Annotated in this window: 21 protein-coding genes; 7 read left to right on the top strand and 14 right to left on the bottom strand. The window is 58.9% G+C overall.

Going from position 1 to position 23871, the window contains the following annotated elements:
* The first annotated feature begins 4 nt into the window (after window positions 1–4).
* Entirely contained in the window at window positions 5–1201 is a 1197-nt protein-coding gene (locus tag FBZ93_RS27125; RefSeq protein ID WP_146990095.1) for a hypothetical protein, read from the top strand.
* 1 nt (window position 1202) lies between these two features.
* Here the strand turns inward: FBZ93_RS27125 and FBZ93_RS27120 are convergent, their stop codons facing one another.
* Together FBZ93_RS27120 and FBZ93_RS27115 are read right to left on the bottom strand one after the other, a co-directional pair.
* A complete protein-coding gene (locus FBZ93_RS27120; protein WP_146990093.1) occupies window positions 1203–3467 on the bottom strand; it encodes a S8 family peptidase in 2265 nt (754 codons plus the stop codon).
* Window positions 3448–4311 (bottom strand): S1 family peptidase, encoded by an 864-nt coding sequence (locus FBZ93_RS27115; RefSeq protein ID WP_167529228.1) that lies wholly within the window; start codon window positions 4309–4311, stop codon window positions 3448–3450. Before FBZ93_RS27115 ends, FBZ93_RS27120 begins: the two co-directional genes overlap by 20 nt.
* Window positions 4312–4896: 585 nt before the next feature.
* On the opposite strand from FBZ93_RS27115, the gene FBZ93_RS27110 reads away from it, so the two are divergent.
* The 3 genes from FBZ93_RS27110 to FBZ93_RS27100 all read left to right on the top strand — a co-directional run bounded on the left by FBZ93_RS27110 (window position 4897) and on the right by FBZ93_RS27100 (window position 7023).
* On the top strand, window positions 4897–5121 hold the full coding sequence (locus FBZ93_RS27110; RefSeq protein WP_283810844.1) for an efflux RND transporter permease subunit: 225 nt from the start codon (window positions 4897–4899) through the stop codon (window positions 5119–5121).
* 190 nt (window positions 5122–5311) lie between these two features.
* The gene (locus FBZ93_RS41395) at window positions 5312–5716 is read left to right on the top strand and encodes a helix-turn-helix domain-containing protein (protein ID WP_246667662.1); all 405 of its coding nucleotides are present in this window, start codon (window positions 5312–5314) and stop codon (window positions 5714–5716) included.
* Window positions 5713–7023, top strand: a complete 1311-nt coding sequence (locus FBZ93_RS27100) for a type II toxin-antitoxin system HipA family toxin (RefSeq protein WP_146990089.1) — start codon at window positions 5713–5715, stop codon at window positions 7021–7023. The genes FBZ93_RS41395 and FBZ93_RS27100 overlap by 4 nt, the downstream gene beginning before the upstream one ends.
* An 804-nt stretch (window positions 7024–7827) precedes the next feature.
* On the opposite strand, the gene FBZ93_RS40765 is transcribed toward FBZ93_RS27100, so the two are convergent.
* The 7 genes from FBZ93_RS40765 to tssA all read right to left on the bottom strand — a co-directional run bounded on the left by FBZ93_RS40765 (window position 7828) and on the right by tssA (window position 15231).
* The gene (locus tag FBZ93_RS40765) at window positions 7828–7998 is read right to left on the bottom strand and encodes a hypothetical protein (protein WP_167529227.1); all 171 of its coding nucleotides are present in this window, start codon (window positions 7996–7998) and stop codon (window positions 7828–7830) included.
* Between the two features lie 400 nt (window positions 7999–8398).
* Entirely contained in the window at window positions 8399–9385 is a 987-nt protein-coding gene (gene tssG / locus FBZ93_RS27095) for a type VI secretion system baseplate subunit TssG (protein WP_146990087.1), read from the bottom strand.
* Window positions 9349–11097, bottom strand: a complete 1749-nt coding sequence (gene tssF, locus FBZ93_RS27090; protein WP_146990085.1) for a type VI secretion system baseplate subunit TssF — start codon at window positions 11095–11097, stop codon at window positions 9349–9351. The genes tssG and tssF overlap by 37 nt, the downstream gene beginning before the upstream one ends.
* Window positions 11098–11101: 4 nt before the next feature.
* Complete coding sequence (gene tssE / locus FBZ93_RS27085; RefSeq protein WP_146990083.1) at window positions 11102–11527, bottom strand: type VI secretion system baseplate subunit TssE; 426 nt, start codon at window positions 11525–11527, stop codon at window positions 11102–11104.
* A complete protein-coding gene (tssC, locus tag FBZ93_RS27080) occupies window positions 11524–13008 on the bottom strand; it encodes a type VI secretion system contractile sheath large subunit (protein WP_146990081.1) in 1485 nt (494 codons plus the stop codon). Before tssC ends, tssE begins: the two co-directional genes overlap by 4 nt.
* 35 nt (window positions 13009–13043) lie before the next feature.
* The gene (gene tssB, locus FBZ93_RS27075; RefSeq protein WP_146990079.1) at window positions 13044–13535 is read right to left on the bottom strand and encodes a type VI secretion system contractile sheath small subunit; all 492 of its coding nucleotides are present in this window, start codon (window positions 13533–13535) and stop codon (window positions 13044–13046) included.
* Between the two features lie 31 nt (window positions 13536–13566).
* A complete protein-coding gene (gene tssA, locus FBZ93_RS27070; RefSeq protein ID WP_146990077.1) occupies window positions 13567–15231 on the bottom strand; it encodes a type VI secretion system protein TssA in 1665 nt (554 codons plus the stop codon).
* A gap of 1250 nt (window positions 15232–16481) precedes the next feature.
* Here tssA and FBZ93_RS27065 point away from each other — a divergent pair.
* The 3 genes from FBZ93_RS27065 (at window position 16482) to FBZ93_RS27055 (ending at window position 19338) form a co-directional block, all read left to right on the top strand.
* Window positions 16482–17171, top strand: a complete 690-nt coding sequence (locus FBZ93_RS27065; protein ID WP_146990075.1) for a response regulator transcription factor — start codon at window positions 16482–16484, stop codon at window positions 17169–17171.
* A 69-nt stretch (window positions 17172–17240) separates the two neighbouring features.
* Entirely contained in the window at window positions 17241–18662 is a 1422-nt protein-coding gene (locus tag FBZ93_RS27060) for a type II and III secretion system protein family protein (protein WP_146990395.1), read from the top strand.
* 10 nt (window positions 18663–18672) lie between these two features.
* Complete coding sequence (locus tag FBZ93_RS27055; RefSeq protein WP_146990393.1) at window positions 18673–19338, top strand: CpaD family pilus assembly lipoprotein; 666 nt, start codon at window positions 18673–18675, stop codon at window positions 19336–19338.
* A gap of 36 nt (window positions 19339–19374) precedes the next feature.
* On the opposite strand, the gene FBZ93_RS27050 is transcribed toward FBZ93_RS27055, so the two are convergent.
* From FBZ93_RS27050 to sctQ, 5 genes are all read right to left on the bottom strand, one after another.
* On the bottom strand, window positions 19375–20412 hold the full coding sequence (locus tag FBZ93_RS27050; protein ID WP_146990073.1) for an EscU/YscU/HrcU family type III secretion system export apparatus switch protein: 1038 nt from the start codon (window positions 20410–20412) through the stop codon (window positions 19375–19377).
* Entirely contained in the window at window positions 20409–21230 is an 822-nt protein-coding gene (gene sctT, locus FBZ93_RS27045) for a type III secretion system export apparatus subunit SctT (protein ID WP_146990071.1), read from the bottom strand. The genes FBZ93_RS27050 and sctT overlap by 4 nt, the downstream gene beginning before the upstream one ends.
* Before the next feature lie 602 nt (window positions 21231–21832).
* The gene (locus FBZ93_RS27040) at window positions 21833–22108 is read right to left on the bottom strand and encodes an EscS/YscS/HrcS family type III secretion system export apparatus protein (RefSeq protein ID WP_146990070.1); all 276 of its coding nucleotides are present in this window, start codon (window positions 22106–22108) and stop codon (window positions 21833–21835) included.
* 2 nt (window positions 22109–22110) lie between these two features.
* Entirely contained in the window at window positions 22111–22776 is a 666-nt protein-coding gene (gene sctR, locus FBZ93_RS27035) for a type III secretion system export apparatus subunit SctR (protein WP_146990068.1), read from the bottom strand.
* On the bottom strand, window positions 22769–23866 hold the full coding sequence (gene sctQ, locus FBZ93_RS27030; protein ID WP_146990066.1) for a type III secretion system cytoplasmic ring protein SctQ: 1098 nt from the start codon (window positions 23864–23866) through the stop codon (window positions 22769–22771). Before sctQ ends, sctR begins: the two co-directional genes overlap by 8 nt.
* Window positions 23867–23871: the final 5 nt, after the last annotated feature.

The raw sequence follows: 23871 nt of genomic DNA, 5'->3' as shown, positions 1-23871 counted from the left end.
ACATATGCGAAGAACCTTCAGGGGTGCTGTTGCGCTGCTTGGTGCGACCGCGGCGGTGGGCTGCGCGTCGGTACCGGAGCTCGAGCAGGACGGTGTCTCCATCTCTGAGATCGTCCAGCGCGTGAAGTGCGAGCTCGCCTTCGCTATGCCGGATCCGCAGCCGCCTTATCCGACGGGCCGCTATCAATGGATGCGTGACTGGACCGCCAAGGTGGACTTGACGCTGATAACGAACAATCAGGCCTCGCTTACGCCCAGCATTGCGGTACTTCATCAGATGCCTCCGGCCGTACTTACCGGGATAGGCACTTTCGGGCAGATGTTCGGAGCGTCAGGCGGCGGCGGTGTGGCGACGACGGCGATCCGTAACGAAAGCCTCAGTTTCACCGTCGCGATCAAGGAGTTGAGAGCGGAGAGGAACCGTCTGGCCTGCGATCTGCCGAATGCACCGGATCTCTACGGCAGGCTTGGGCTGCAGGAATGGATCGCCTCCGCTTTGGCGCCCGTCGCGAACTCTCAGTTGCGTATCGGACACCATCCGCCCCCCAATGGAAAGTCACTTCCCGCTCCTCCAGTCGCGGTCGCGGCCGCGGAAACCCAGAAGCAGATCCTCCAACAGAAAAAGGCGTTGGTCGAGTTTTGGGCCGGGGTCGTGAAGGAGCATGCTAAGGCCGTGGACGACCATGCAAAAGCGGTCAATTCAGGGGCCGACCTCAAGGACATACAGATCGCATACGACGAAGCTTTCATCGTCAACCGGGCGACAGCGAAAGCAGCCGCCGAGTACGGCAAGGCCGCGGTCGCTTACAAGAACGCCAAAGCGACCGATCCGAAGGATCTGGAGCTGGACCGCCTTCTACAGGCCGCAAAGGACGCCAACGACGAGGCGGCGAAGGCCAAGCAGGACGTGGCGTCCGCGATTGAGGGACTGCCTCACGATCCGCCGATAGATTCGATTGGCCATCAGGTGCAGTTCGTCGTGATGAGCAGCGCCAATATTGCTCCCAATTGGAGCTTGGTCAGCTTCAAGGGGCCGGCAAATGCAGGTCCCCTCGCCGCCGCGTCGAGGACGAACACGCACACACTCATTATCGCCTTGGGGGCGCCAGCGGTGCCCGGTTCCGTCAAGCCGAGCGAGGAGCAGATTCGTCAGCTCAACAACCAGCACCTCGATGCTCTTCGCGCCCCCCTCGGCCAATAGCTCAAGGTGCAGGGACGTAGTCGAGCACCGCGCTACCCGGAATGGAAGTGGTATCCCCGGTTTCGACATCGCGAAACTCGAAGACTACCTTGTCGAGGATGGATTTGTCGCAGAACTTCCGTTCGAGGCCGGACGGTTTCGTATCATCGTCGTTAGAAAATAACAGGAGATCATTCGCACCGCTTCTGGCGGCCTTTCGAACGGTCTCGAAACCCAGCTTGTCTCCCGGGTGGCATTCCACCTCACCAATGGTAGATTTGTTCAGGACCGTTCCGTACCGAATGTTTCGCGACTTGCCGCCGTTAGCATCCGCAAGCTCTAGAACGTCGTTGTCGACGCTGAGTACCTTTGCGATGTCAAGGATGCCAGAGGCATAGACATCGTCGCGAAGAGCCCAGTCGTAGTCCGAACCCATCTGGATGCGGGCTTTGACGAGCCCGGGCCGGCCCGCGAGCTTAGGGCTGTTCATCAAGAGCGCCGCAACGAACGAGACCAATGGTGCCGAGAATGAGGTCCCGGTCTCGTTCCGGGGCACGATACCGATGGCTCGTCCATCACTATCAAGACGCAATTCGTACGACGGAACGCTGCAGCCTGGCGCCAAGACGTCGATGGCCATGCCTTTGTTGGAGAACAGGGCGAGATTGCCGTCCGCGTCGTGCGCTCCCACGGAAACCACGGCACCCGAGGTGGTATCGGGTGGCGCGCTCTTGCCGCCGAACGCAGCCGGCCACACGGCATCCTTCCCCGTCAGCTTGTTTCCGTCGTTTCCGGCGGCGACGACGAAGACTCGGCCTTTGCCCTTGTTGCTTACGATGTCATCCCATCCCGGAATTTTGTCGGTGGACGAAAGGCTCAGATTGACGACGTTGAATTCGTTTCCCGCAGCGGCGGCGAACTTGAGGGCCTTCTCGATGTGTCCCGTATTGATGATAGGATTGAGCGTATCGAGCGCGACGAGACTGGCAAATCCCAGTCGCATCGGTAGATGAACTACGCGCCGCAACTCCTCGACCGGCCGACCTCCGAGCGCCACAGCCGCTACGGATAGTCCGTGCGAACGATGTTTGAAGACGATTGAAGTGGCGCTTGACGTGCGACCGCTCACGCCGCTGAGATTTACGCCGGCCCATCCGCCATTTCCCTTTACGCCATCTTCGTTCTTATCCCTTTGCGGATCAGGATCGACCATCTGGTTCAGTCGATGGAAATAGAAGGGATCGAAAACCAGTCTCGTGGAATCGGTTCGGATCGGATCGCTGAAGTCGAAGCCGGTATCGACGATCAGAATACGCCGTCCCTCCTGGTCCTGATTGATTCCATTCAAGCTGGCCACTCGGAGAAAATCACGCACACTGTAGGGCCAGGAATCCCCTTTGCGTTCGGCCGCCTTCGAGCAGCTCTCTCCGAACCGTTGCACGTCCTCGATTTCGGTGACGAACTTCAGTTGCCCTTCGAGGTTCTGAAGCTGCGGAATCGCCGCACGAACCGCATCTTCCGCTACGCCGGTTCGCAGTGCGATGCGGACGTCTTTCGGTTCGACGTCCACACCAGAAGTAGCGAGTTGGGTCAGCGCCGGCACGGTCACTTCCTTGACCATGTTCGGCTTCGTGATCTTCGGATTTACTGCCGCGATCTGAATGGCGTTGCGGCAGGAAGCGATGTCTCCGGGTAGGGAAGCATTGGGGGTCGAAGAACAGATTGATTTCCAAGCAGTCTCATAGTCCTTCGAATTATCGGTCAACGCCGATGTGTAGATCTGCTGAACGTCCTTTCTGAGAGCGGGATCCTTGACGACACGCTCGAACACTCCGGTGTCGAACGGGACTGCGAGTTCCTTGGTGAGCTTCTCCACGCCCTTCGGCGCGGGCAAGGTGACGTCCTCTATGAACTTTCCGCATGCGGGGATTTCCAGGGCTTTCTGTTCGGGAAGCGAATCTAAGTCGCTGTGGGTCAGCCCGGCGTTCCTCTCGAGCAGGATCTTCTCGTATAAGGGGTGAATCTTGAAGTTACCGGGCGGTCGGCCACATTTTTCCGTGACGAATTGGGCGACATCCGCCCCTTTAGGAAAGACGACGATCTGCGGCGCGCCGAGCTCCGCCACGCCCTTGATCAGATCGACGTCCGTCGCCGTCGGTCGGGGGATAACGGCCACCATATCGCTCGGTCTGTTGGCGATCTTCAGACCGGCGGCTTGCGACGTAGATCCCAAACACCACACGATGGCCGCCGCCGCGATCGAGAGGCTATCTGCAATTCTCCGCATCTGGATCGATCCCGCAGATCTTGATGGCCCCCTCGGGCAGATTGAAGTCGGACCTGAACGACCCCGCCTTTCGCAAGAAGGTCTGCACTTGCGGAGTTCGGAGGTCCACGAGGTAGGAGTCGGTGCTGAGGTTGCCACGCGACGCCAGAGCCAGCATTTCGGGCTTGGTCTTGTCCGGCGAATAGCTCGCCCCGCCGCTGTCGCCGTGACAGACCGCGGCTCCCGCGGTCTTGATGAATTCTCTCATCGTGCGGCTCGGGTCGCTGGAAGCGCCCGGCTGCGCAGGCCATTCGACCGAAGCCACTCCTTCCTGCAGAACCTCGGTGATTTTTCCGTCCGCTTCTGTGCAGCCGAACCCGAGCAGGAATACCTTGTCCTTCGCGGAAACCGGAGGAGGATTGTTTCTCACCCTCTCGAATTTCGCGGGATCAGGATCGAGAGATTTGGCGGCGATGCAGATCGCGACGTCGGCCGTGCATCCCACCAGCTTTTGTGGCGCGATCTCGTTTGCGCATGCCTTTCCCCGATAGTCCGGATGAACGTGGCACAAGAGATCGGTGCGACGATTTCCCCATAGCAGCTTGGCCGGTGACTTGTCATCGACGCAGTGTCCCGCCGTCAAGACAACATACGTTCCCACGATCGTGCTGGTACACCGACCGAGATTGCCGTCGAACATCAGGGTCGCGGGCCAGTCCCCCTTCGTCGCCGGCTTGCCTCCAATGATCTGGACGTTGGCATCGTTCGTAGAGGGAATCGGCGCCATAATCCTCTCTTGGGACTGGGCGGCGGCCGTCTCGACCGAAAGAACGAAAAACAGCATCCAAAAACAGGACCGCGACATGCGCAATAATCCAATCGAAAAACCAATAGCTACCACAGGTTGAGATCGATCTACAAGAACCTGACCAACCGAGCCCCTTGCGGAAGCTCCCTGCATGCGAAGCGTCCCGAGAAGACGGCTAGACCTCCTTGCTTTCGGGCCTCGTGAACGCCATCGCTCCCGCTAATCCTGCTTGCTGGCGAGTGGCGCGCTTTCCCACCCGCGCCATTTAGAACACCGGAACGACAACGAATTTCTGCGCTTTTGCACGCGTGCGTGCTTAAAACCTGCAATAGCACATCTATCTGAGCGTTCGAGGCCTCCCGCCTCCACCCTGCGTCACACGGTGGAAATCCCGGATAGATTTCGGACGCTGCCCTTTTGCCGAGCGGAGTCGATTAGGAGACGACGCAGGAGATGCCACAACGATCGGCCTATGGAAGCGGAAGGAGTGCCAATGAATATGAAACTACCGCCAACCGTCGCACATGAGCCAACCCTTCACTGCCCCAATTGCAATCACGAGATCCGCCTGACCGAGTCCCTAGTCGCTCCCCTTTCGATGCGATCCGCAACGCTTGCATCTTACGATTCCGGCCGATCGTGATGGCGACAATGGCGGCTCTGCTGGGAGCACTGGCTTTGGCGCTCTGCCACGGAGACGGCGCAGAACTCCGGGTGCCGCTGGGAATTTCACTGGTCAGCGGCCTGCATCTCCCAGATGCGGACGTTATTCTCCTGTCGTCTACCTGGCCTTCGACCGACTGTCCGGCGGACTCGTCGGAGGAATCGACAAGAATAGCCTTGCGGTTCCGACTTGAGCAGCCGTAGCTCGGTGACCTCTTTCGTGGCGAGGCTTGCCGGATCCGCGTACAACGGACCGAGGGCAGCGACACGGTGCGAATAGGCCGTTGATCCGTGCCAATCCCACCCGCTTGGTCGAAGGCGCTGTTCAAACAGACAATCTCACGAGGCCCGAACAAGCCAAGGTTTTCGTAGCCCGAGTTTTGGAGCCCCGAGGGTGGCCCAGTTGGCAATGGATTGCGAACCAACAAACCGGAACCGCTTGACATTTAAGGGTTATTATAGTATCCACTATTCAAAACTTATGGAAATAACGGCTATGGATATAACCCTTACACTAAATTCCCCTCAAGATATCGTGCGGGGCATCGCAAGCCGCGCGAAGCAGCGGCGATTGGAGGCCAATCTAACACAATTGGGACTGGCTGCCCGCGCTCAGGTCAGCTTGGGGACGCTGAAGCAGTTCGAGCGGACCGGCAAATCTTCCATTGAATTTCTCATAGCCATCGCGTTCGCGCTCGGTGCCGAACAGGAATTCGAGAGCCTGTTTCCTCCAAGGCCGCGCAAGTCGATCGAGGACGTGATCTCCAAGCCTCTTAGAGTCCGAGGACGCAGAAAGTGAAGAAAGCGAAAGCCGCGGACGGAAAGCCCTTTCAAGGCGTCCAAAAACTGTCGGTATCGCTCGACTTCTACGGCGAAAAGATCGACGTAGGAACGTTGGCATGGAGCAAGGACGAACGCCGGGCATATTTCGAGTACCACCCCGACTTCGCCGAGAAGCGTCTTAACGTCTCTCCGTTCAAGCTTCCCGTCAGCGAAGGAGCCAAGGCCGCGCCGAACTCGCCATTCGCCGGGTTGCACGGCATGCTCAACGACAGCCTACCCGACGGCTGGGGTCGCCTTCTGCTCGATCGTTATCTGCAGAAGCTCGGATATGATTTTAGACTTCTCACTCCCCTCGACCGCCTAGCATATGTCGGGCAGGTGGGTATGGGAGCGTTGCGTTACGTTCCGGATAATTCCCTCAGCAAAACCGACGACGCCGCAATCGACCTCGATTGGTTCGCGGCCCAGGCGGAGGCCGTCCAAGGCGAGGTTGACGAAGCCGACGTGGACCGTCTGCTCGAGATCCAGGGCGGCTCCGCCGGCGTCCGCCCCAAGATCATGATCGGTTTGAACCGAAAGACCGGAAAGTTTGTCGCTGACGACGGCACCGATCTTCCGGAAGGCTTCGACGCGTGGCTGGTGAAGTTCAAATCGAACGTCGACCCTTCCGAAATAGGGAAAGAAGAGTACGCCTACTCTCTTATGGCCAAGGCAGCCGGCGTCGACATGCCTGCCACGAAACTCATCGAAACCAAGAAAGGCAGCTATTTCGCCGTCCAAAGGTTCGACAGAACTGAAAGCGGGAGCGCGCACGTACAGACCGTGAGCGGGCTATTGGAAGCCGATCATCGGGCACCGTCCATCGACTACGACACCTTGCTGAAGGTCACTCGGCTCCTGACGCGCGACGAGCGCCACGTGCGCCAGATGTTCGTCCGGATGGTCTTCAACGTCCTCGCGCACAATCGAGACGATCACGCGAAGAACCACGCCTTCCTGATGGCGAAGGACGGAGTTTGGCATCCAACGCCGGCCTACGATCTCACGCTGTCCGAGGGGCCCGGCGGCGAGCACAATCTCGCGGTGGACGGTGAAGGGAAAAATCCGACCAAAAAACACATCTTGAAGGTCGCCGAAAATGCGTCGATCCCAAGGGCGGAAGCCGAACAGGTTTTCGAACAGGTTCAGCGTGCGGTAGACCGCTGGGCCGAATATGCAAAGGAAGCTGGATTATCGGAGCGACGTCTTCAGGAAATCGACCGCCTTCTGAATAAGCGGGGACCCACTACCGCTCCGGATGTCGACATCTCCCCCTCTCCCTGAACGCCCCTATGGCGCCTGTTTGGCGTCAACTTAGGTTCGGCTTCGTAAAGCCGTCCGCGCCGCGCACGGGTAACGCCGATCTCACGCAAGCAGCGCACGCAGCTAAGTGCGCCTCCGCACGTGATGTTCTGCTGATACTGATATTGTTTTGAACGCTCAGGCCGCCTTTGAATTCGTCGATATCTCACCCTCCGAGACGGGACGGTATAAGCAAGTATTCTAGGCCCATTAGCTTCTATGGGTCACGATCCGTTCTTTATCGTTTGGCGAGCGGAATGGGCCGTCGTTTTCCGTGGGTGAAAGGATCCTATCGACAGGCACAAATTGCACTAGTTTGCCGAGTTCCACGGGCGTAGCTTCCAGCGCCAACGCAGGAGTCGTTGTCAATGGGCAGTGACATACTTGCCAGTGTAATCATTGTGCTGGTCGGGCTAAGCTCGCTCGTCATGATCGGCATCGCAATGTGTGTGGAGTAGGGGCACCTCATTGGGGCGCCCCTTCCGCTGCCTTGTGTGACCTGGCCCGGGGCCGGTAGATGGTCCCAGCAACCGCCGCTACATTAGGCCCCCAAGGTTGCTGGGACCACTTAACCGGAGGCCGCCTCAGTTGGCGCCCTCTTGGCGGAGCCTCAATGACTCAATCTCATACTGCCTAGCCGCTCTGATAACTGACACCGTCGCCTCCAACTTCGGCTTTGCTTACAGACCGAGCTTGCATCGAGCTTTTTCTGACGCGTCTTCTACTCCTCGGCCTCTTGCTTGTTGCCTTTTGCGATCGCCATGGGGAAGGACCCTCAATCTGGTCTTACAGCATGTCGGCCTTCTGCTCGCGCGCGGATTTCATCTCCTGCACCTGACGCGATATCGCATTCTGCAAAGACTGCAACTCGCGCAGCTTGAGGCCGTCCGAGCGCCTTTTACCGGCGCTCCAGGCAAAGCGCTCAATTTGATGGCGCGCTCCAGCGCTTGCGGTCACACTGACGAGTGCCGCCCGATTTCAGGATTCCGCGATACTTGCCCGGTAAGCGACGTAAAAAGCATCTGGACGTTTAGTTTCCGAGACCGCTCGTCGGAAAAACTCTTGACCACGCCTCGACGTTGAGATCTTGACGCACTGTGCGTGTTCGCCTGCATAGCAGGCGAGTACCCAGCCGATTGATGCAAATCTTTGAGTCGACCTGCGCTGCAAGCAACGCGGTTTCTACCCAGGGCGCAAACTTCTCCTTTGCCGCAATTGAAGGCGCAATCGGGCCGAGGACTAGAATGAGCCATGAACGCACGAAAGTCTCGTCATTTGGCTCGCCCACCGACGGGCGCCACGACCAGATGGAGCGCCGCTAGCCCCAGGATCCGATCGGCGCGAAACTCGACAACAATCACAATAGAATTGAGCTCTCGGCTCGCTCGAGCGGTTCGATCGTTGTCGTCCAGCCCAATTCTCCTTCGCCAAGAGTCCATTCGGGCATCTCCCGAGGCGCCAGTTCTAACTGGAGATCCCAGGCCAGCGGCTCGCGCAAGATGACATTGACAAGCCGACAAAGGATTCCGTGAGCCTCGCGGCCGGGCAGCAGAGACCGAAACTGCTGCTGGTTGAGCGGCCCGATGCAAATCCGGAATTTACCCGCCACGTCCGGCATGGTGTCGCCAGCAAGGGTGTCAATGCCAAGCTGAAGGCCAGGCTGGCCTAGACGCCACTGAGCTTCCGGTGGAATATCGATCTCTCGCCAGACGAATTCCTCGACCCGGGCCGGAATATTGAGATGGCTGGAAATCACGCCGGCCACGAGCCGCGCCGACCGGCTGGGCAGCGCAAGGGCACCGGCATGAGGCAGTAGCCGCGCCCGCCATTCCCGTTCGTCCGTTGTGCCCCCTCGTGGCATGAGCCCAAAGAGCGCACCGACCAGCACCGAAATCGCGTCGGTTTCCCCCTCCTCGAACCGCAAATGGTGGCGATAGTACCGCCAAATTCGCAGCAGCAGGCTGATCAGACGGTGATTGAAGAAATCGAAAAACTCGCCGAGCGATCCCGTGCCGTCGGCGTCCATGACGCGTTCGGTGTAGAAGGGCGGCAGCGGCGACGATGGGCCGTGCAGTCCGAGGAGATTGACGTACACCTCCACCCGCTCTGTTGCGGCCTGGACCTGTCTGACTTGCGCGATCTCCTCGGCGGGAAAGCCGAGCGTCGGCGTCGCGCGAAAGCGAACCGCCTCGCGCGCGGGATCGTCAGTGGATCCGATTGGGGGAGCGTTGCCGAAACGCCGTTCGAGGAGCGCGGCAAGCGAGAAGAATCCGTAAGTCGCCAGCTCGCTGAGATCCTCGGACGCGGTCAGAACGGGTTGATCGATCCGCTTCTCGCTGGCCATGTGTAATGTGCGTTGCTTTCCGTGCCGCGGACCGAAAACCGGTGCAGCATATTGATGCCGGCGAAGGTCGCGAAGAAGGCATCCAGCACCGAGCCCAACAGGAACAATTCGCCCTCACCGCCGATCTTGCTGTCGACCAAAGCCAACTCGACGTCGCGCATGCGGATCGGGGCCCCGCGCACCACGTGATCGCTGTCGGACGTCACGAACTGATCAAGTCCCTCGAGCAGCAACTCCAGGCGACGGCGCGCCTGAACGTCATAGACCGCACGGAAATCGTAGCTGGCAATGATGGTCCGCAGCGTATCGACGTTGACTATGGCGCCATAATTGCGCGCCAGATTGGCCGTCAGCCGCCGCAACAGGCCATCATTGAGCGGTGGCGGCACCTCTGCAACGACCGCGGTGATGTTGGAGAAGCTGACCGAGCGAGGCGTGTCGGAGGTCGGCAGATCGACGGCGCCAACCGGCAACCGGTCGGCGATCGGTCCGTTGGAGCAGGTCAATTGCAGCGATGCGACATCGATCGGCGGATGCTGGCCGACGTCGAGCCGGTCGACGAAACTCACATAATGGTCGACACCCCGGCCGACCACGGCGGGGCGGACGCGCTCGCGGAAGTAGGCACGGTTGCGCTCAGTGCCGGGCAGATCGTGTCGTAACAGGTCGAATGGCTCGAACTCGATACGTTCCGGGCGCCCTTGCACATAGCCGGTCACGCTGTCCACGGAACGAATGCTGAAGTTAGGCCCTCCGGCGGCAAGCACGCGGTGTTCGCTCTTGGTCCGCTCCAGACGGATCGGTGAGGCCTCATGGCGGAAGACATTGATGGCCGGCGTGCAGTTCAAGCGAATCTGGTCCTTGCCTACTCGCATTTGCGCGGGAAACGGACGCTGGAACTCGATGATGAGCCTGCACTCCGTCTCGATGTGGGCCCCCACCGGCTCGAGACCAGACAGTTCGACGTAGAGAAATTTGGACGGATAAGTCAGGTACTCCTGAATGATCCGCAGTCCGGCGAAGCCATTATGTGGCCAGGGCAAAACCGCCTCCTCATCCCTCCATCCGATTGGCGCGATCTGCGCTGTCCCGATTGCTGCGACCTGCCGATCCGCCACGGTGACGGTTACCTGCCTGACGTGACGGCACAGCCAGGTCAATAGATGGCGTCCTACTTGTGGCTCTCGCTCGGTTGAAAAGAAGAGCCGGAGCCGACCGTTCTGAAGACATGAGAGGTTTTGCTGGCCGGTTGCCTTGATACCCAAGGTCAGGCGCGCCGAACCCGTCCGGTTCTCGAACTGAGCGTCAGTGATCTGCAGCGGCAGCACATTAATTGAGTAGCAGGTGACGAACGCGCAGCTCGTTCCCTCAACCGGGCGCGAGCGGACGCTGGTGCCGGCCGGCACGTTCAGGCTCGCTACGCTCGCCGATTGGTTCAAAGCAAACGAGAGCGTCGTGATGGGGGGCAGGGGTTGAAGATAGTATGGCCATACCATCCGCAACAGGCCATGGACGAATTCGGGAAACTCGTCGTCGAGCTTCTGGCGCAGGCGCGCGACAAGAAATGCAAAGCCCTCCAACAACCGTTCCACGTCGGGATCGGTGGCCTCACGCCCGAGAAACGGCGCAAGCTTCGGATTGGCTAAAGCAAAGTCACAGCCGAGCTCGCGCAAATAGGACAACTCATCCTCGTAATAGGGATTGAGCGCCACCGCTTCAGTCCTTCACCCAGACGCGCTCTTCGTAGATCGCGTCGAATGAGATCGGCTCCATCCGGCCGTTATAATAGAGCGTCGCGTTGACGTGGAACGTCAGCTGCAAAGGGTACTGGCGATCGGTTTGAACGCGGATCGAAACATTCTCCAAGCGCGGATCAAACGTCTCGATCTGCTGCTTGAGCGAATGAGCGATTGTGCGCACCGCGTCGGCCCCCTGCCCGATCGCGCCATTAAGATCGGGCATTCCGAAGTCCGGTCGTGTTTCGCAGCAGCCCTGATGCGAGTTTAGAACCCGGCGCAGGTTATCCAGGACACTGGCCCGGAAACGATCGAACGAGCCCTGTTGCTGCGAGGGGCCCCTGCTCGCCCTTGCCTGTTCCAAGCGCTCCATAAGACTGCGGTCTATCATCGTCTGCACCATCATTGCTTGTCGAGTTTGCCCTTTAACGACAGGGCAAAATCCGCGCCCATATATTTCAGGTGTGGAACAAGAGAGAGGCCGACGCGATACCAGCCCGGTTCACCTTCGACGTCGTCGACGGTGATCTCCGCCTTGCGCAGGGGTCGCCGGGAGCGCACGTCGGCCGACGGATTCTCCTGATCGGCGACATACTGGCGGATCCAGTCGTTGAGCTCGCTCTGGAGCTCGTCCCTGCTCTTCCACGAGCCGATGTTCTCGCGCTGCAGCACCTTGATATAGTGCGCGAACCGATTGATCATGAACATGTAGGGCAACTGGGTGGCGAGCTTGTAGTTGAGTTCGGCCGTCTTGCCTTCCTGGGTGTTTCCGAAATATTTCGGTCTCTGAACGGAATTTGCCGAGAAGAAAGCGGCATTGTCAGAGCCCTTGCGCATGGTCAGCGCGATGAAGCCCTGTTCGGCAAGCTCGAACTCGCGCCGGTCGGAGATGAGAACCTCCGTCGGGACCTTGCTCTGCAACTGCCCCATCGCCTCATAGGTATGCTGATTGAGGTTCTCGACCGCCCCGCCCGATTGCGGGCCGATGATGTTCGGGCACCAGCGATATTTTGCGAAGCTTTCGGTTAGGCGCGTCGCGAAGGCAAAGGCCGCATTGCCCCACAGATAGTTGTTAGTGTCTCCGTTGGAGGCCTCCTGATAATTGAACGCCTTGACCGGAACCGTTTCCGGCCCATAGGGCAAGCGCAGCAGGAAACGCGGTAACGTCAAGCCGAAATAGCGAGCGTCCTCGCTCTCGCGAAATGAGTTCCACTTGACGTATTTTGGCCCCTCGAAGATCGATTGCAGATCCTTCAGACTTGCGATCTCCTCATGGCGTTCGACGCCGAACATGCCCGGCCCCGCGGAGGCGATAACCGGCGCATGCGCCATGGCGGCCATGGCGCTCAAGTAGCGCATGAGTTTCACGTCCTGGCTGGCGCTGCCAAATTCGTAGGCCGATATCATGGCCGCGACGGGCTGACCGCCGAACTGGCCGAACTCTGCGGTGTAGACATGTTTGTACAGGCCGGATTTGACGATCTCCGGGCTGTCCTCGAAATCGGTGAGCAGCTCATCCTTGCTGACGCTGAGAATTTCAACCTTGATGTTCTGACGGAAATCAGTGCGGTCGACCATGAACTTCAGCCCCCGCCAGGCCGACTCGAGCTGCTGGAACTCGTCCGTGTGCAGCACCGCATCGAGCTGAGCCGAGATCTTGCGGTCGATCTCCGCGATCATCCGATCGATCAGTGCGTTGTTGACCTGCTCACTGGCTCTATTCGGCTTGATGAGCTCCGCAACGAAAGCTGCGACACCGCGGCGAGCGAGGTCGTACCCCTCATCGTGCGGGGTAATCTTGGTTTCGACGAGAATCTGATCCAGTAGCGAAACCTCGGTGGTCGAGGCGGCGACTTCGGCCGAAGGCTGTGCGCTTGTATCGGTCATAGCGCCCGCGCTCCTTAAAACAGCTTGTTGAAGCCTCACTCGGGCTGGCCGGTGAGCTCGCTCAGGAGCCGCGGCCGTGCGCCGTGGTCTTCGAGCAAATTCTGGATGGCCTTGCGGAAACCCGGCATGTTGCCGAGCGGACTCTTCAGGGCGACCAGGGCTGTGCGCAGTTCGGTCAACATGCGCAGTTCCGGGATTTGATGTACGACGCGCTCGGGCTCAAAATCCTTCAGGCTCTCGAATTTCAGCGATACGGACAACTTGCCGGCCTCTGGCGACTCCTCGAGCTTGTTCTCGGCGCCAATATCCAGGCTCAGTTCCTGGCTTTTGACAATCTCGCCAAAATTGTCCTTGTCGATATTGACGAGCTGGCGTTGCTCGATCGGCCGGTCATCGGCTCGCCCTGTGAAGTCTGCCAAAACCAGCAACTTCAGAGGCAATTCCACGTCCTCCTTGAGGTTGCCGGTTGCAGGCTTGAAGCGGATATTGATGCGCTCCTTTGGAGCAACTGTGCTTTCCTGTGCCATATACGCTTTTCCGACTTAATCCCTGACAAAATCAGCTGCGACCGAGTTGGCCAACGCGAGCGATATCGATGCTTGCGACCCGCCTTCGGATCTGTTGAAGCGCGGCGCGACGAGGAGGCTCGTCAATGAGCTGTGGTGCCTCGGGATGGGTCATCGCACGGTAGCGCAGTTCGGCAGCATCGAGCGCAAGCGCGGGCTCCCAGCTTTCGAGCTTGTGCTCGGCAACAACCTGTTCCAGGTGTTCCAGCAGCGGAATGGCTGTCGTGACGAAGCCGGTGTCGATGCAAAAACGTGCTTGCGCGAGCCGGCCGACGAACCGCCCACGTTCGGAGGTTGCCCCATCCAACATACAGGACAGCTTCTTGAATGCGGCCTGCGGCTGTCCAGCGACGATGAGCCTGTCTGCCTCGGCAACCGTTGCCTCGACGGGATCACACCGGTCCGCTTCCCCCATGGCGACCCAGGCACGCGTTTCCTCGTCAGCGAACGGCCGGCCGTCGTTGAACTGAAGCTCCAGGATCCGCGGATAGCCTCTTACCAACAGAGCTGTAGCTGCGCGCACCACTGCTGCCGCCGGCTCAAATAACAGCCCCATTTTCTCCAGAGCATTTGCAGCATGCCGGTGAGCGTCGAGCCAGAACGGTTGCGTCCAGGCGACCTCTTCGGCCATATTCACGACTTCGGCGTGCTGACCGGCCGCAACCTTTGCCTCCAATGCAGACATGTTATCGGCGGGCGGCGCTATCGTCGTGCGGCCATCTGCATCCGCGGGCAGTTCGTCAAAGCGCATCCACGAGCCAATGCGATTGAGCAGATAGACTTTCGGGTCGGCGGGCGAGATGACGCGCCGGGCGGCCGCGGCTTGCCGCAGCATACTGAGCAAACGGTCGATCAAGCCGGCCCAGTCGCCGTCGGCGCCAACCGAGACGATTTCACTCGGCGCTGCCGGTTGAGCAGCCTCAGCCGGCGGGGTGGATTCCACCGGCGCCGGGACGGCCTGCTCGGCGGCTTGGGGCGCCTCAGCCGCACTCTCTGCTGCGGCGTCGATCGCGCGCTTGGCTTCTTCGTAATGCGATTTCAGCGCCCTGAACAAATCCTCCAAAGCGACCTGCTCGTCGATGAGCTTCTGACCGAGCTGGCGAGCGAGATCAGCAAGGGCGTCATAGGCGGCGAGCACGGCCGGATAATCGGCTTCAGTCGGCGCACTCTCGGCTATTGCCGGCCCAATGCGGCCAACGAGCCAATCGACCGCGCCGACCCGCGCACGTTGGCGCTTGATCGGCGGAAACAGCCCCTCCCAATGCGCCTCCACCATACCGCGCAGAATACCCAACCCGACGGCGAGACCCTGGTAGCCTTCGGTGCGAAACAGGCCGTAGGTCGCCCAACAGGCGACCAGAATGTCTTTTGACTGCTTCGACAGGATGTCGATCGACAACGTATTGACTGTCCGCCAATCAACCGCAACAGGCCCGTCGACGTCCACGCGCCGCACCTCGGCTTCGAGCCGGTCGAATTCGGCTGACTCACGAATATCGCTGCCGGCAGGTGCTGGGCCCGGCACTGGCGCAGCGCCCAGCTGCGCGCGTGCATCGATGTTGGCGCGAGCCGCGATCCAGTAGTCGATCACGGACGCAAAACCATGCACGAGCGCGCACGGCGATAGATCGCCGCATCGGGACAGCCAACGTCCCATCCGCCGCTTAGAATGAACTGAAAGGCGACATTCTCGTACGCCACCGCTGCCACTCCTTCAGGTTCTGCTCGAGACTACTCTGTTTCAGCTCCTTCACATCTTCAAGCCTTGTGCCAATTGCGATAGCTTGATTTGTCAAGCTATTGCTCAGTCGGATGTGTCATGGTCCCGACAGCACGTTGCAAGTCCGACATCACGGACGTTGGTGTCTTGTCGCCTGCTCAATGATTATTGCGCCGCAAGCTTTAGGCTCTCGTATCGTTGCTACTTCAGCGAGCGTTCGAGCTCAAAATTCCCCCAACAAATCCACGCACCGATCTCCACGAAGGGGCTTGAATCGTACGCAGCGTCAGATTGTAAGCTTTCTGACACCGCGACAGACTCTATCGTCGCGCGCACACTTCCCGACGGGTAGCAAGAATTGCGAATGTCTCAAATGTTCAAGGACTCGCCTCTCGATTCCGCCACTCTCCTCGATCACTCCTCTCGAAGGTTTACCGGCGCACATGCGCCATACAAAGCAGTCACCATCGGCCCACCTGTGAGCGGAATGGGACGAGCAGTTCGAGAACACAGCTGGCGGTATTCGCTCCGCACTTGTCGAGATTGCTGCGGTTCGGCACGTATCTCATCGGCGATCGAGCGCTCTCAGATCTAGCCGATGCCCATTGGTCGCTTCGTCCTGAAGTGCGGCCTCAGAGTCATCATCCACCCCCGATGCACAATCTGCCTTCGTGCCTGCGACACTTACCTTTGCCCTAGCTTAGCGGCAACGGGTCGACGGCATAGCAAGACCGACCGGGGGTCACGCCAACAAGGGGCGCTTCAGATGGCAATTTCTCCTGTCAATTCAGCTACAAAGCCGGCCATTCTCGCTCGTGCTTCGGGCTCGACTACGGGTTCTGGCGACGTTGATGCTGCCATCGGCAGGTCGATGACCGGGCGCATTGCGGCGATTGGCGCGCGGATGCGTGATGGTGCTGTCGGGGCCCTTAGGGCTTTGAATGATTCCAGCCTTCTCCGCGGCACAGAGGTCAGATTGAACGTCGCCGGCGATCCCATCGCAGACCGTCGCAGTCGCCAATCGGCTGACAATGGATCGGATGGGATTGGTCCCGCTGACCACGACTACTCTCTTTGTCCATCCCGGCTTCCGACAGTTAGCCGGAAGCGACTGTGCTTCAGATTCACCCGTGTTCGACGATGATGCGCTTCAATGATTTTGGCCTGGCTCGACGAGAGGCGACGAAATGCGAGTTCTCCTGGTTGATCATCACTCAGACTTTACGCACGCCGTGAAAGGAGCGCTCTTGAATTTCGGTTTCGCCGTTGATGTGACACACACTCTGGATGATGCGGCGGCCGCTCTGGATTATGCCCGCTACGACATTCTCCTACTCGAGTTGGTTCTACCGGATGGAGACGGCTTGGGGTGGCTGAAGCAAATGAGACGCGAGGGAGGTTCGATGCCTGCCATCATGATGAGTCGCCTCAACGATCTGGGCAGGCGGATCGCAATTTTCAACGCCGGCGCGGACGATTTTTTGCCGAAGCCCGTGTCTACTGAAGAGCTCATCGCTCGCATGCGAGCCATTCTGCGGCGGTCAACGCAAATGACGGCCCCCATCGTTACATTTGGCAACCTAAATTTCGATCCGGTCGCCCGCCAGGTTTCAGTCGGCGGTCGACTGCTAAGGATTGCGCGCCGCGAAGTGGGCATCCTCGAGCATCTGCTCAGCCGTGCTGGCCGCACCGTGCCGCGCGCCTCCCTCGAAGACCGCCTTTATGCGTTCGACAATGAGGTCTCCGCCAACGCGCTTGAAGTCGGAATCTATCGCCTACGCACTCTTTTGAATCAGTCGGGTGCGACGCTACGGATCAAGACCGCGCGCGGCGTCGGCTACGTCCTTGAATTGAATGTCGCTACATCGGCAGCATAGTCGATGTATCTGAAAGCAAGGGCTCCCTTGTTCGCTCTTCATAGTGATGTTGGCAACGACAGACAGTCGATGGTCGGCAGCGCCGCAACGTATGCCGCTCTTCCTTATCTTGCCTTGGCCTTGTGCGCGATCGTTCTGCTATGTCCTGTCGCAGCAGCAGCTCAGATAAAGCGGGATGGTCGTCAGGGGACGTCGCTTCCGGCTCCTGACAGCCTCAACGCGACACTCAATCTTTCCTCCTCTCAGGGCAAGACAATTCATCTCCCGGCGCCGGCGGCCAGCATCTTTGTTGCCGACCCGACGATCGCGGACTATCAGGCACCATCGAACACGACCATCTTCGTCTTTGGCAAGAGATCGGGACGGACCAGCCTGTTCGCTTTGAACGACAATGGAGAGGCTCTGGCTGAGTTTCGTGTTGTGGTCACCCAGCCTATAGAGGATCTGCGTGCCACGCTGAAGGCCGAGGTCGGCGACTATCCGATCCAAGTCAGCTATACCCCGCGCGGCGCGATCCTCAGTGGGACGGCGCCCAATGCCGACGTCGTTGATACCGCCAAGAAGGTTACAGAGCAGTTTCTCGGTGCGGGTGCACTGGTGGTCAATAAGATCCAGGTGGCGGGGTCATTACAGGTCAATCTGAGCGTGCGCGTGGCGGAGGTTTCTCGCAGCGCCATGAAGGAGCTCGGCATCAACCTCTCTGCCTTTGGCCAAAATGGAACTTTTTCTTTCGGCTTTAGCAGCGGCAAAGGTGGCGGTTTCGGCGCGACCAGCGGTGGCGGCACGGCAACTATCGGATTTGGCGCTGGCAATATGAACGTCAGTGCTGTTCTTGACGCGCTCGCCAGCGAGCACCTCGCTTCGGTACTGGCTGAACCGAATCTGACTGCTATGTCCGGCGAATCCGCGAGCTTCCTGGCCGGCGGCGAATTTCCAATTCCGGTCATGCAGGACAATCGGCAAGTCTCGGTCCAATTCCGTCAATTCGGAATCAGCCTGGAGTTCGTCCCGACCGTTCTCAGCAACAATCAGATCAATGTCCGCGTGAAGCCTGAAGTCAGTGAACTGTCGAAAGAAGGTGAAGTCAAGGTCAACGGAATGGCCGTGCCTGCCCTCTCTACGCGGCGCGCCAACACCGTCGTCGAACTCGCCAGCGGGCAAAGCTTCGCAATCGGCGGACTGATCAGGCGCAACTTTAGCACTGACATCGATACGTTTCCTTGGCTGGGCGATGTGCCCATCCTCGGTACACTTTTTCGTTCCTCTTCATTCCAAAAGCGTGAGACGGAGCTCGTTATTATTGTCACTCCCTACATCGTGCGGCCTGGATCGAACCTGAGCCAGATGAGCGCGCCGACTGATCGTATCGCACCGCCCTCCGACGCGGGACGTATTTTGACGAACACATTGGCAAGCCCGCCAAGAGGCAGCAGTGCTCCGCGAACTCGCCTACCAGGCGCGACGGGTGGTGCAGGCTTTGTTATCGAATGAGGACCGCCAAATGACCTTGCGAAACCTGTGCCATCTGATCGTTCTGACGGCAAGTTTGGGTGGCTGCACACGTACTGCTCCAGTGCATATTGGATTGGCTGAAGACGCGATCCACGTGGAGCAGGAGAAACGTGTCTTGCTGCTCCAGAGCCTTCGTGGTGCCGAGCGATATCGTCTGCGGGATTTCATTGCCAGTGCCAGTCGCGGTCGACGCGATGCGCTTCATCTCGAGGTCTCCGGCTCGCCTCGGCTCGGCGCGCAGGTGGCCCACGAGGCCCGCGCAATGGGCGTCGCCCCTGACAACGTCCGCCTGTTCGGCCCCCGCATCGATCAGCCCTCCGACTTTGCGGTACGAATCGAGGCGATTATGTATGAAGCACAGCCTCCCGTCTGTCCGTCACTTTCGATCGTTGGTCCTGCGGTTGACGACAACTCTTTCGATCCGACGATTGGCTGCTCGATCCGCAACAATCTAGCAGCAATGGTCAATGATCCGCGGGACTTGCTGGACAATAGAGCCGTCGTGGCAACCAATGGTGATCGTGCGGCCATTCCCCTTGCCACATACGGGACTTCCGAGCCGCGCAACAAGCGCAACTTGGAAGATGGAACGAACAACAGGGTAGCACCACAAGCCCCAGCAGGCGGCACGAACGACGCACAATCGCCTCGATAATCGGCTTTGCAAACGCGGCTTCATTCGCAAGATGATCTAGACGAGCCCGGCGGCGTAGAGTGCTTTTGCGACAGCTTCGAAATACTGGGCGGGCACAGCGTTGCCGAGCTTGGCCTTGCGGATGAGCTGACCCGCAAGGACGTGATCATCGACGATGTTAAGTCGCATCGTGCGCGCCTCATCAAGCAGCCGTGAAGCCGCTTCCCCCTCACCGCGGCAAACCAAGACCGGAACGCCGGTCTCGCCACGAACGTAGCGGAGCCCAATCAAGATTGCCGGTCCCGTCACGATCAATTTGGCGCGATGGACGCCGAGCGGAGCTTCGTTTGCCGTCTCCCGCCGGAGACGACGGTGTTCACCTTTGACTTGTGGATTGCCTTGTTGTTCCTTCGACTCGCGCTTCGCTTCGGTCTCCGTCATGCGCATGTCCTGCAAAAACAACCAGCGCTGGATCAAGAAATCGGTCAATCCGCTGGCCAGAAATGCAACCGCAGAAATTCCAATCAGCAGTTTGATTTCAGTGATGACGAAGCCGAAACAGCCCAAACCACAGATCGGTAGGTATACCAGTGCCTTCCCGCTTGCGATAACTGTGAAGAACACGCTTGCACCGAGAACGAACAGCTTAACCAGCGTCTTTCCAAGCTCGATGAGCGAACGTTTAGACACAATACGCTTCAGTCCTTTTATCGGATCCATTTTCTCAAACTTTGGCTTAACCGCCTCCAAAGAAAACGTCAGTCCACCATTCGCCAAGAAACTGGCCAGAATGACTGCGGCGACGGCAGCGGCGAAGAATGGAGCGACCGTTACCATACAAAGCTCGGTCAAGCCGCCCAGCGCCTGCTGGACCGCACTGTTGAAGGGCTGATCCTGTAGCTGGTCGACTAGTCGTACTGCTTCATACCAATTGTCTTCGATCAGGCCAGCTCTTGACCAGAGACAGCCGAAGCCGGCGCAAGCGCCGAGCGCGCTCACCAAATCGAGGCTGCGCGGACTTTGTCCCTTCTTGCGTGCATCACTCAGTTTCTTGGGAGTTGGCGGGCGCTTCTTCTCTTCGCTCGTGCCGCTCATTTCAAGAGTTTCTCGAGCAACTCGAGCACGCTGTTGGACTGGATGATCTCAGTTCCCATATATTCAATGAGGTAGACGGTGTAGCTGACCATGATGACCCCAAAGGCGACATTCTTGATCGTCGGCGAGAAATCGTTCAGCCTGATTTGCGGCGCAAAGCGCCCAAGGATCATGACCGACACATCAATAAGAAGCAGCAAGGCCAGCACGGGCCCGGAGACCAGTAACGTCGTATGCATGATGTGATCGAGAAGCGTCAGGAATTCCAACGCCCCTTGCGCGGTCAGGGCAGGTAGTAGCCGATACACCGGCCAGATCAGGTAGCTGCCGTAAAGGCCTCTGACCATGGTCTGCAAGCCCCCTGACAGCACGAACATCGTGACCGCTGTGACAGCAAGAAAAAGTCCCGTCCCCGAAGCTTGGCTGCGCGTCGCGGGATCGTCCGGACCTAGTTGGCTCGAAATCCCTCGTTGGGTGTCGATGATGTCACCGACCGCCTGGATGCTCCATAGCGGGATACTGAGCAGGATGCCGACCAGCAGGCCAACGAACATCTCCTTCAAGCCGAGGAGCGTAACCCTGATCAGACGTGTATCCGGATCCAGCGCCTGCAGGCCGTCCTTGATTGGCACCAAGCATGGCAGTGCAATCGCAATACTCAGGCTTCCGCGGATCAGCCCGCTAATGTGTGGCCGGGTAAAAACGGGAAGGACAAGCATAATACCCAGGGCGCGGGCCGCACCAAGACTGGCTGCAACGACAAACTCGATCCCCGTCTGAATCAGATTTTGCGTATCGCTGGGTGACAGGCCGTACATCTAAGGTCCGCTAGTCGCTCGCTTCAACCAAGGCAACCAGCGCCGCCGGCTGCTACCATATGTGATGTCGAGAAGGAGGCCGATATTTGCCTCGTTCAGGTCTTCCAGGGGACGTAAACGCCCATCCATCGGCTGGCGTCCATTGCGTGCGTTGAAGCCGCAAGCGTGAGGACACGAAACTACGTCCAACCTTCTGGGCCTCCATTTTGAACAGCAAAATCGACGCGAAACTCGCAAACTCGCGGCTCAATGATGCAAAAGGTCAAATCACTTCGGCGTCGATTGGTCATGATGGCCCCACCTATGAGGCGACGAGGCATGATGATTTCGAGAACACCACCGGTCCAACCGCGACGTGGTTTGGAACGGCAGGGAGGACGAATCAAGCTATGGTGGCCTCGCCCTCACACCGCCAAAACCAGCAGTTTCAACCACCTGAACAGCTTCGCGGGCTTTGTGAATTGCCACGCAGCGATTGGTCCGCAGGTCGGGCTCTGTCTGATCTTTGCCAACAATCAGCTAAACAGGTTTCCGCGCAAGATCTGACCCGTTCCAAGAACGAACAGGATTGTCTAGCGGACAGGTACCGATGAATTTTCACGCTAATACCTCGCTGTGAGTGCGGGAAACTCGGTAAAGATCTGCTCGGCATGTTCGATGAGCGGGGCGCTCAGCACCGGAGAAAACAGAGCGAGCACGGCGACCACGACCAGGAGCTTTACAGTAAGGGGCAAGGTTTGATCCTGGAGCTGCGTTGCCGCCTGGATGATGCCAATGCCCAATCCAGCAACCAGAGCTGCGATGAGCGGTGGCAGTACCCAGATCATGAAGAGGACGAGCGATCGGCTCAGATGAGTGAGGATGCTTGCTTCAGTCATTCTCAACCTCCCGGAGTTGTGTAACTCAAGACCAACCCGTGCATGAGGCGTGACCACCCATCGATGGTGACGAATAGAAAGAGCTTGAAAGGAACGGATATGACTGTCGGGGACACCATTGACATACCCATGGCCATCAAAATCGTCGTTACGATCAGATCGATGGTGATAAAAGGAAGATAGAGAAGAAAACCGATCTCAAAGGCACGCTTGAGTTCCGAGATTAGAAAAGACGGTATAAGAATCACAAAGTCGTCAGCTGTAGTGTTGCCGCGCATCTCCTCCGACCAAACATGTTCGGTCGATGACATGAAGAACCGGCGCTGCTCTTCATTGGTGAACTTCTTCAGATAGGCGCGCAGCGGCTCTCGCCCCTCCTTGGCGGCGGTCACCCAGTCATCGAACGTTTGGTAGCGAAGCTGCTGGTCGGTGATGCGATTGTAGGTCTGCTCAAATACCGGGGCGCTAATGAAGACGGTAAGGATCAATGCCGCGCCGTACAGAACGATGTTTGGTGGTATAGACTGGGTCCCGAGCGCGTTGCGAACGAGGAAGAGTACGACGGAGACCTTTACGAACGCAGTCGTTGTGACCACCGCGAACGCCAGCAGGCCGAGGCCGGTCGTCACCGCAAGAAGCGCCAGGATGCCTGGTTGAACGTCAATCATTGACCGCCAACCTGCCGCGCAGCCTGACGGCCAGTTCCTCGCCGACACGCACGATGTCGCCGCGGCCAATACATCGACCGTTGGCCAGAATGTCGACTGGACCGTCGAGCGGCCGGCCAAGCTCGAACACATGCCCCTCGTTGACACTTCTCAACATTCCCAGCGGGATAGGCCAGCGGCCACATTCGAACACAAGCGTGATCTCCATACCGTCGATATCGGCTTCAGCGGGCGGTTGCGGCGTTTCGGATTGGGTCGTCATATGTGCACACTTCAGAGGGTGGGGTTGCGAGCGGAACGGCCCCCGCAGAATCAGTTTGTCGCCGGCAATCTCTGCCGGGGCCCATAATCTGTCCGCAGTGAGGATGATCTGCCCGCGGGCGAACGGAATTGCGTCCGGCAGCAAAGCGTCGCCTGGATGTGTTTGGCGAAGAAGCGCGAGCGTCACACGGAGCGAGCCGATCTCTCCTGCAACGATCACAGGCAATTCCGGGGAAAGCTTGCGCATCTCCCGTGGCAATTGGCCAAGCAACTCGCCTAACGCGCGGAACGCGGGCGGAACCGGACCGTCAAGCGGCGTGAATAGGAACAGGCGAGCCTTGCCCGTGAGCAGACCATAGGTGACGTCGAGTTCCAGATAAGGGTCTGGCGTCGTTGCTTCGTCCATGCGGATAAGCTGCAGATCCCGCTGTATCAGGTTCTGCAGTCGGACGAGAAACGGCTCAAGCGCAAGTTCGAGGATGAGCGAACGGGTTGGGTCGGACGGTAACGTAAGGCCATTCTGCACCGTCGAAATCAGTGTCTCCGCAAGCGGACGGGGCAACGACAAGACGACCGTGTCGTCTCCGACACCAAAGACGCAGTCGAGCATCGATATGGCAGACGGCTCCGCCTGCCAGACGAGCCGAGTCATACGCACGGAGAGCGCCTTGTCGCCAAGATGGCTTCGCAGAAGTATGCGCTGAGCTCCGATCTCGTTGAGCCACGAGACCACGGCGTGAGACAGGCTTAAGGGCGGTTTGAATGGTGCGGGTCCATCCAAGGTATTTACCGAAGGCGTTTCCACACCACCGCAAGCTTGCGCCAGCATAAGAG

The sequence above is a fragment of the Bradyrhizobium macuxiense genome, assembly GCF_007993935.1.
Taxonomy (GTDB): Bacteria; Pseudomonadota; Alphaproteobacteria; order Rhizobiales; family Xanthobacteraceae; genus Bradyrhizobium; species Bradyrhizobium macuxiense_A.
Note: the sequence above shows the minus strand (reverse complement) of the source record. Positions and strands in the feature narration are given on the sequence as shown.

What these genes read in the sequence shown, in the direction of transcription:
- FBZ93_RS27125 (WP_146990095.1), top strand. Translation starts at nt 5, where the DNA reads ATGCGAAGAACCTTCAGGGGTGCTGTTGCGCTGCTTGGTGCGACCGCG.
- FBZ93_RS27120 (WP_146990093.1), bottom strand. Translation starts at nt 3,467, where the DNA reads ATGCGGAGAATTGCAGATAGCCTCTCGATCGCGGCGGCGGCCATCGTG.
- FBZ93_RS27115 (WP_167529228.1), bottom strand. Translation starts at nt 4,311, where the DNA reads ATGTCGCGGTCCTGTTTTTGGATGCTGTTTTTCGTTCTTTCGGTCGAG.
- FBZ93_RS27110 (WP_283810844.1), top strand. Translation starts at nt 4,897, where the DNA reads ATGGCGACAATGGCGGCTCTGCTGGGAGCACTGGCTTTGGCGCTCTGC.
- tssG (WP_146990087.1), bottom strand. Translation starts at nt 9,385, where the DNA reads ATGGCCAGCGAGAAGCGGATCGATCAACCCGTTCTGACCGCGTCCGAG.
- tssE (WP_146990083.1), bottom strand. Translation starts at nt 11,527, where the DNA reads ATGATGGTGCAGACGATGATAGACCGCAGTCTTATGGAGCGCTTGGAA.
- tssC (WP_146990081.1), bottom strand. Translation starts at nt 13,008, where the DNA reads ATGACCGATACAAGCGCACAGCCTTCGGCCGAAGTCGCCGCCTCGACC.
- tssB (WP_146990079.1), bottom strand. Translation starts at nt 13,535, where the DNA reads ATGGCACAGGAAAGCACAGTTGCTCCAAAGGAGCGCATCAATATCCGC.
- tssA (WP_146990077.1), bottom strand. Translation starts at nt 15,231, where the DNA reads ATGGGACGTTGGCTGTCCCGATGCGGCGATCTATCGCCGTGCGCGCTC.
- FBZ93_RS27065 (WP_146990075.1), top strand. Translation starts at nt 16,482, where the DNA reads ATGCGAGTTCTCCTGGTTGATCATCACTCAGACTTTACGCACGCCGTG.
- FBZ93_RS27060 (WP_146990395.1), top strand. Translation starts at nt 17,241, where the DNA reads ATGGTCGGCAGCGCCGCAACGTATGCCGCTCTTCCTTATCTTGCCTTG.
- FBZ93_RS27055 (WP_146990393.1), top strand. Translation starts at nt 18,673, where the DNA reads ATGACCTTGCGAAACCTGTGCCATCTGATCGTTCTGACGGCAAGTTTG.
- FBZ93_RS27050 (WP_146990073.1), bottom strand. Translation starts at nt 20,412, where the DNA reads ATGAGCGGCACGAGCGAAGAGAAGAAGCGCCCGCCAACTCCCAAGAAA.
- sctT (WP_146990071.1), bottom strand. Translation starts at nt 21,230, where the DNA reads ATGTACGGCCTGTCACCCAGCGATACGCAAAATCTGATTCAGACGGGG.
- FBZ93_RS27040 (WP_146990070.1), bottom strand. Translation starts at nt 22,108, where the DNA reads ATGACTGAAGCAAGCATCCTCACTCATCTGAGCCGATCGCTCGTCCTC.
- sctR (WP_146990068.1), bottom strand. Translation starts at nt 22,776, where the DNA reads ATGATTGACGTTCAACCAGGCATCCTGGCGCTTCTTGCGGTGACGACC.
- sctQ (WP_146990066.1), bottom strand. Translation starts at nt 23,866, where the DNA reads ATGCTGGCGCAAGCTTGCGGTGGTGTGGAAACGCCTTCGGTAAATACC.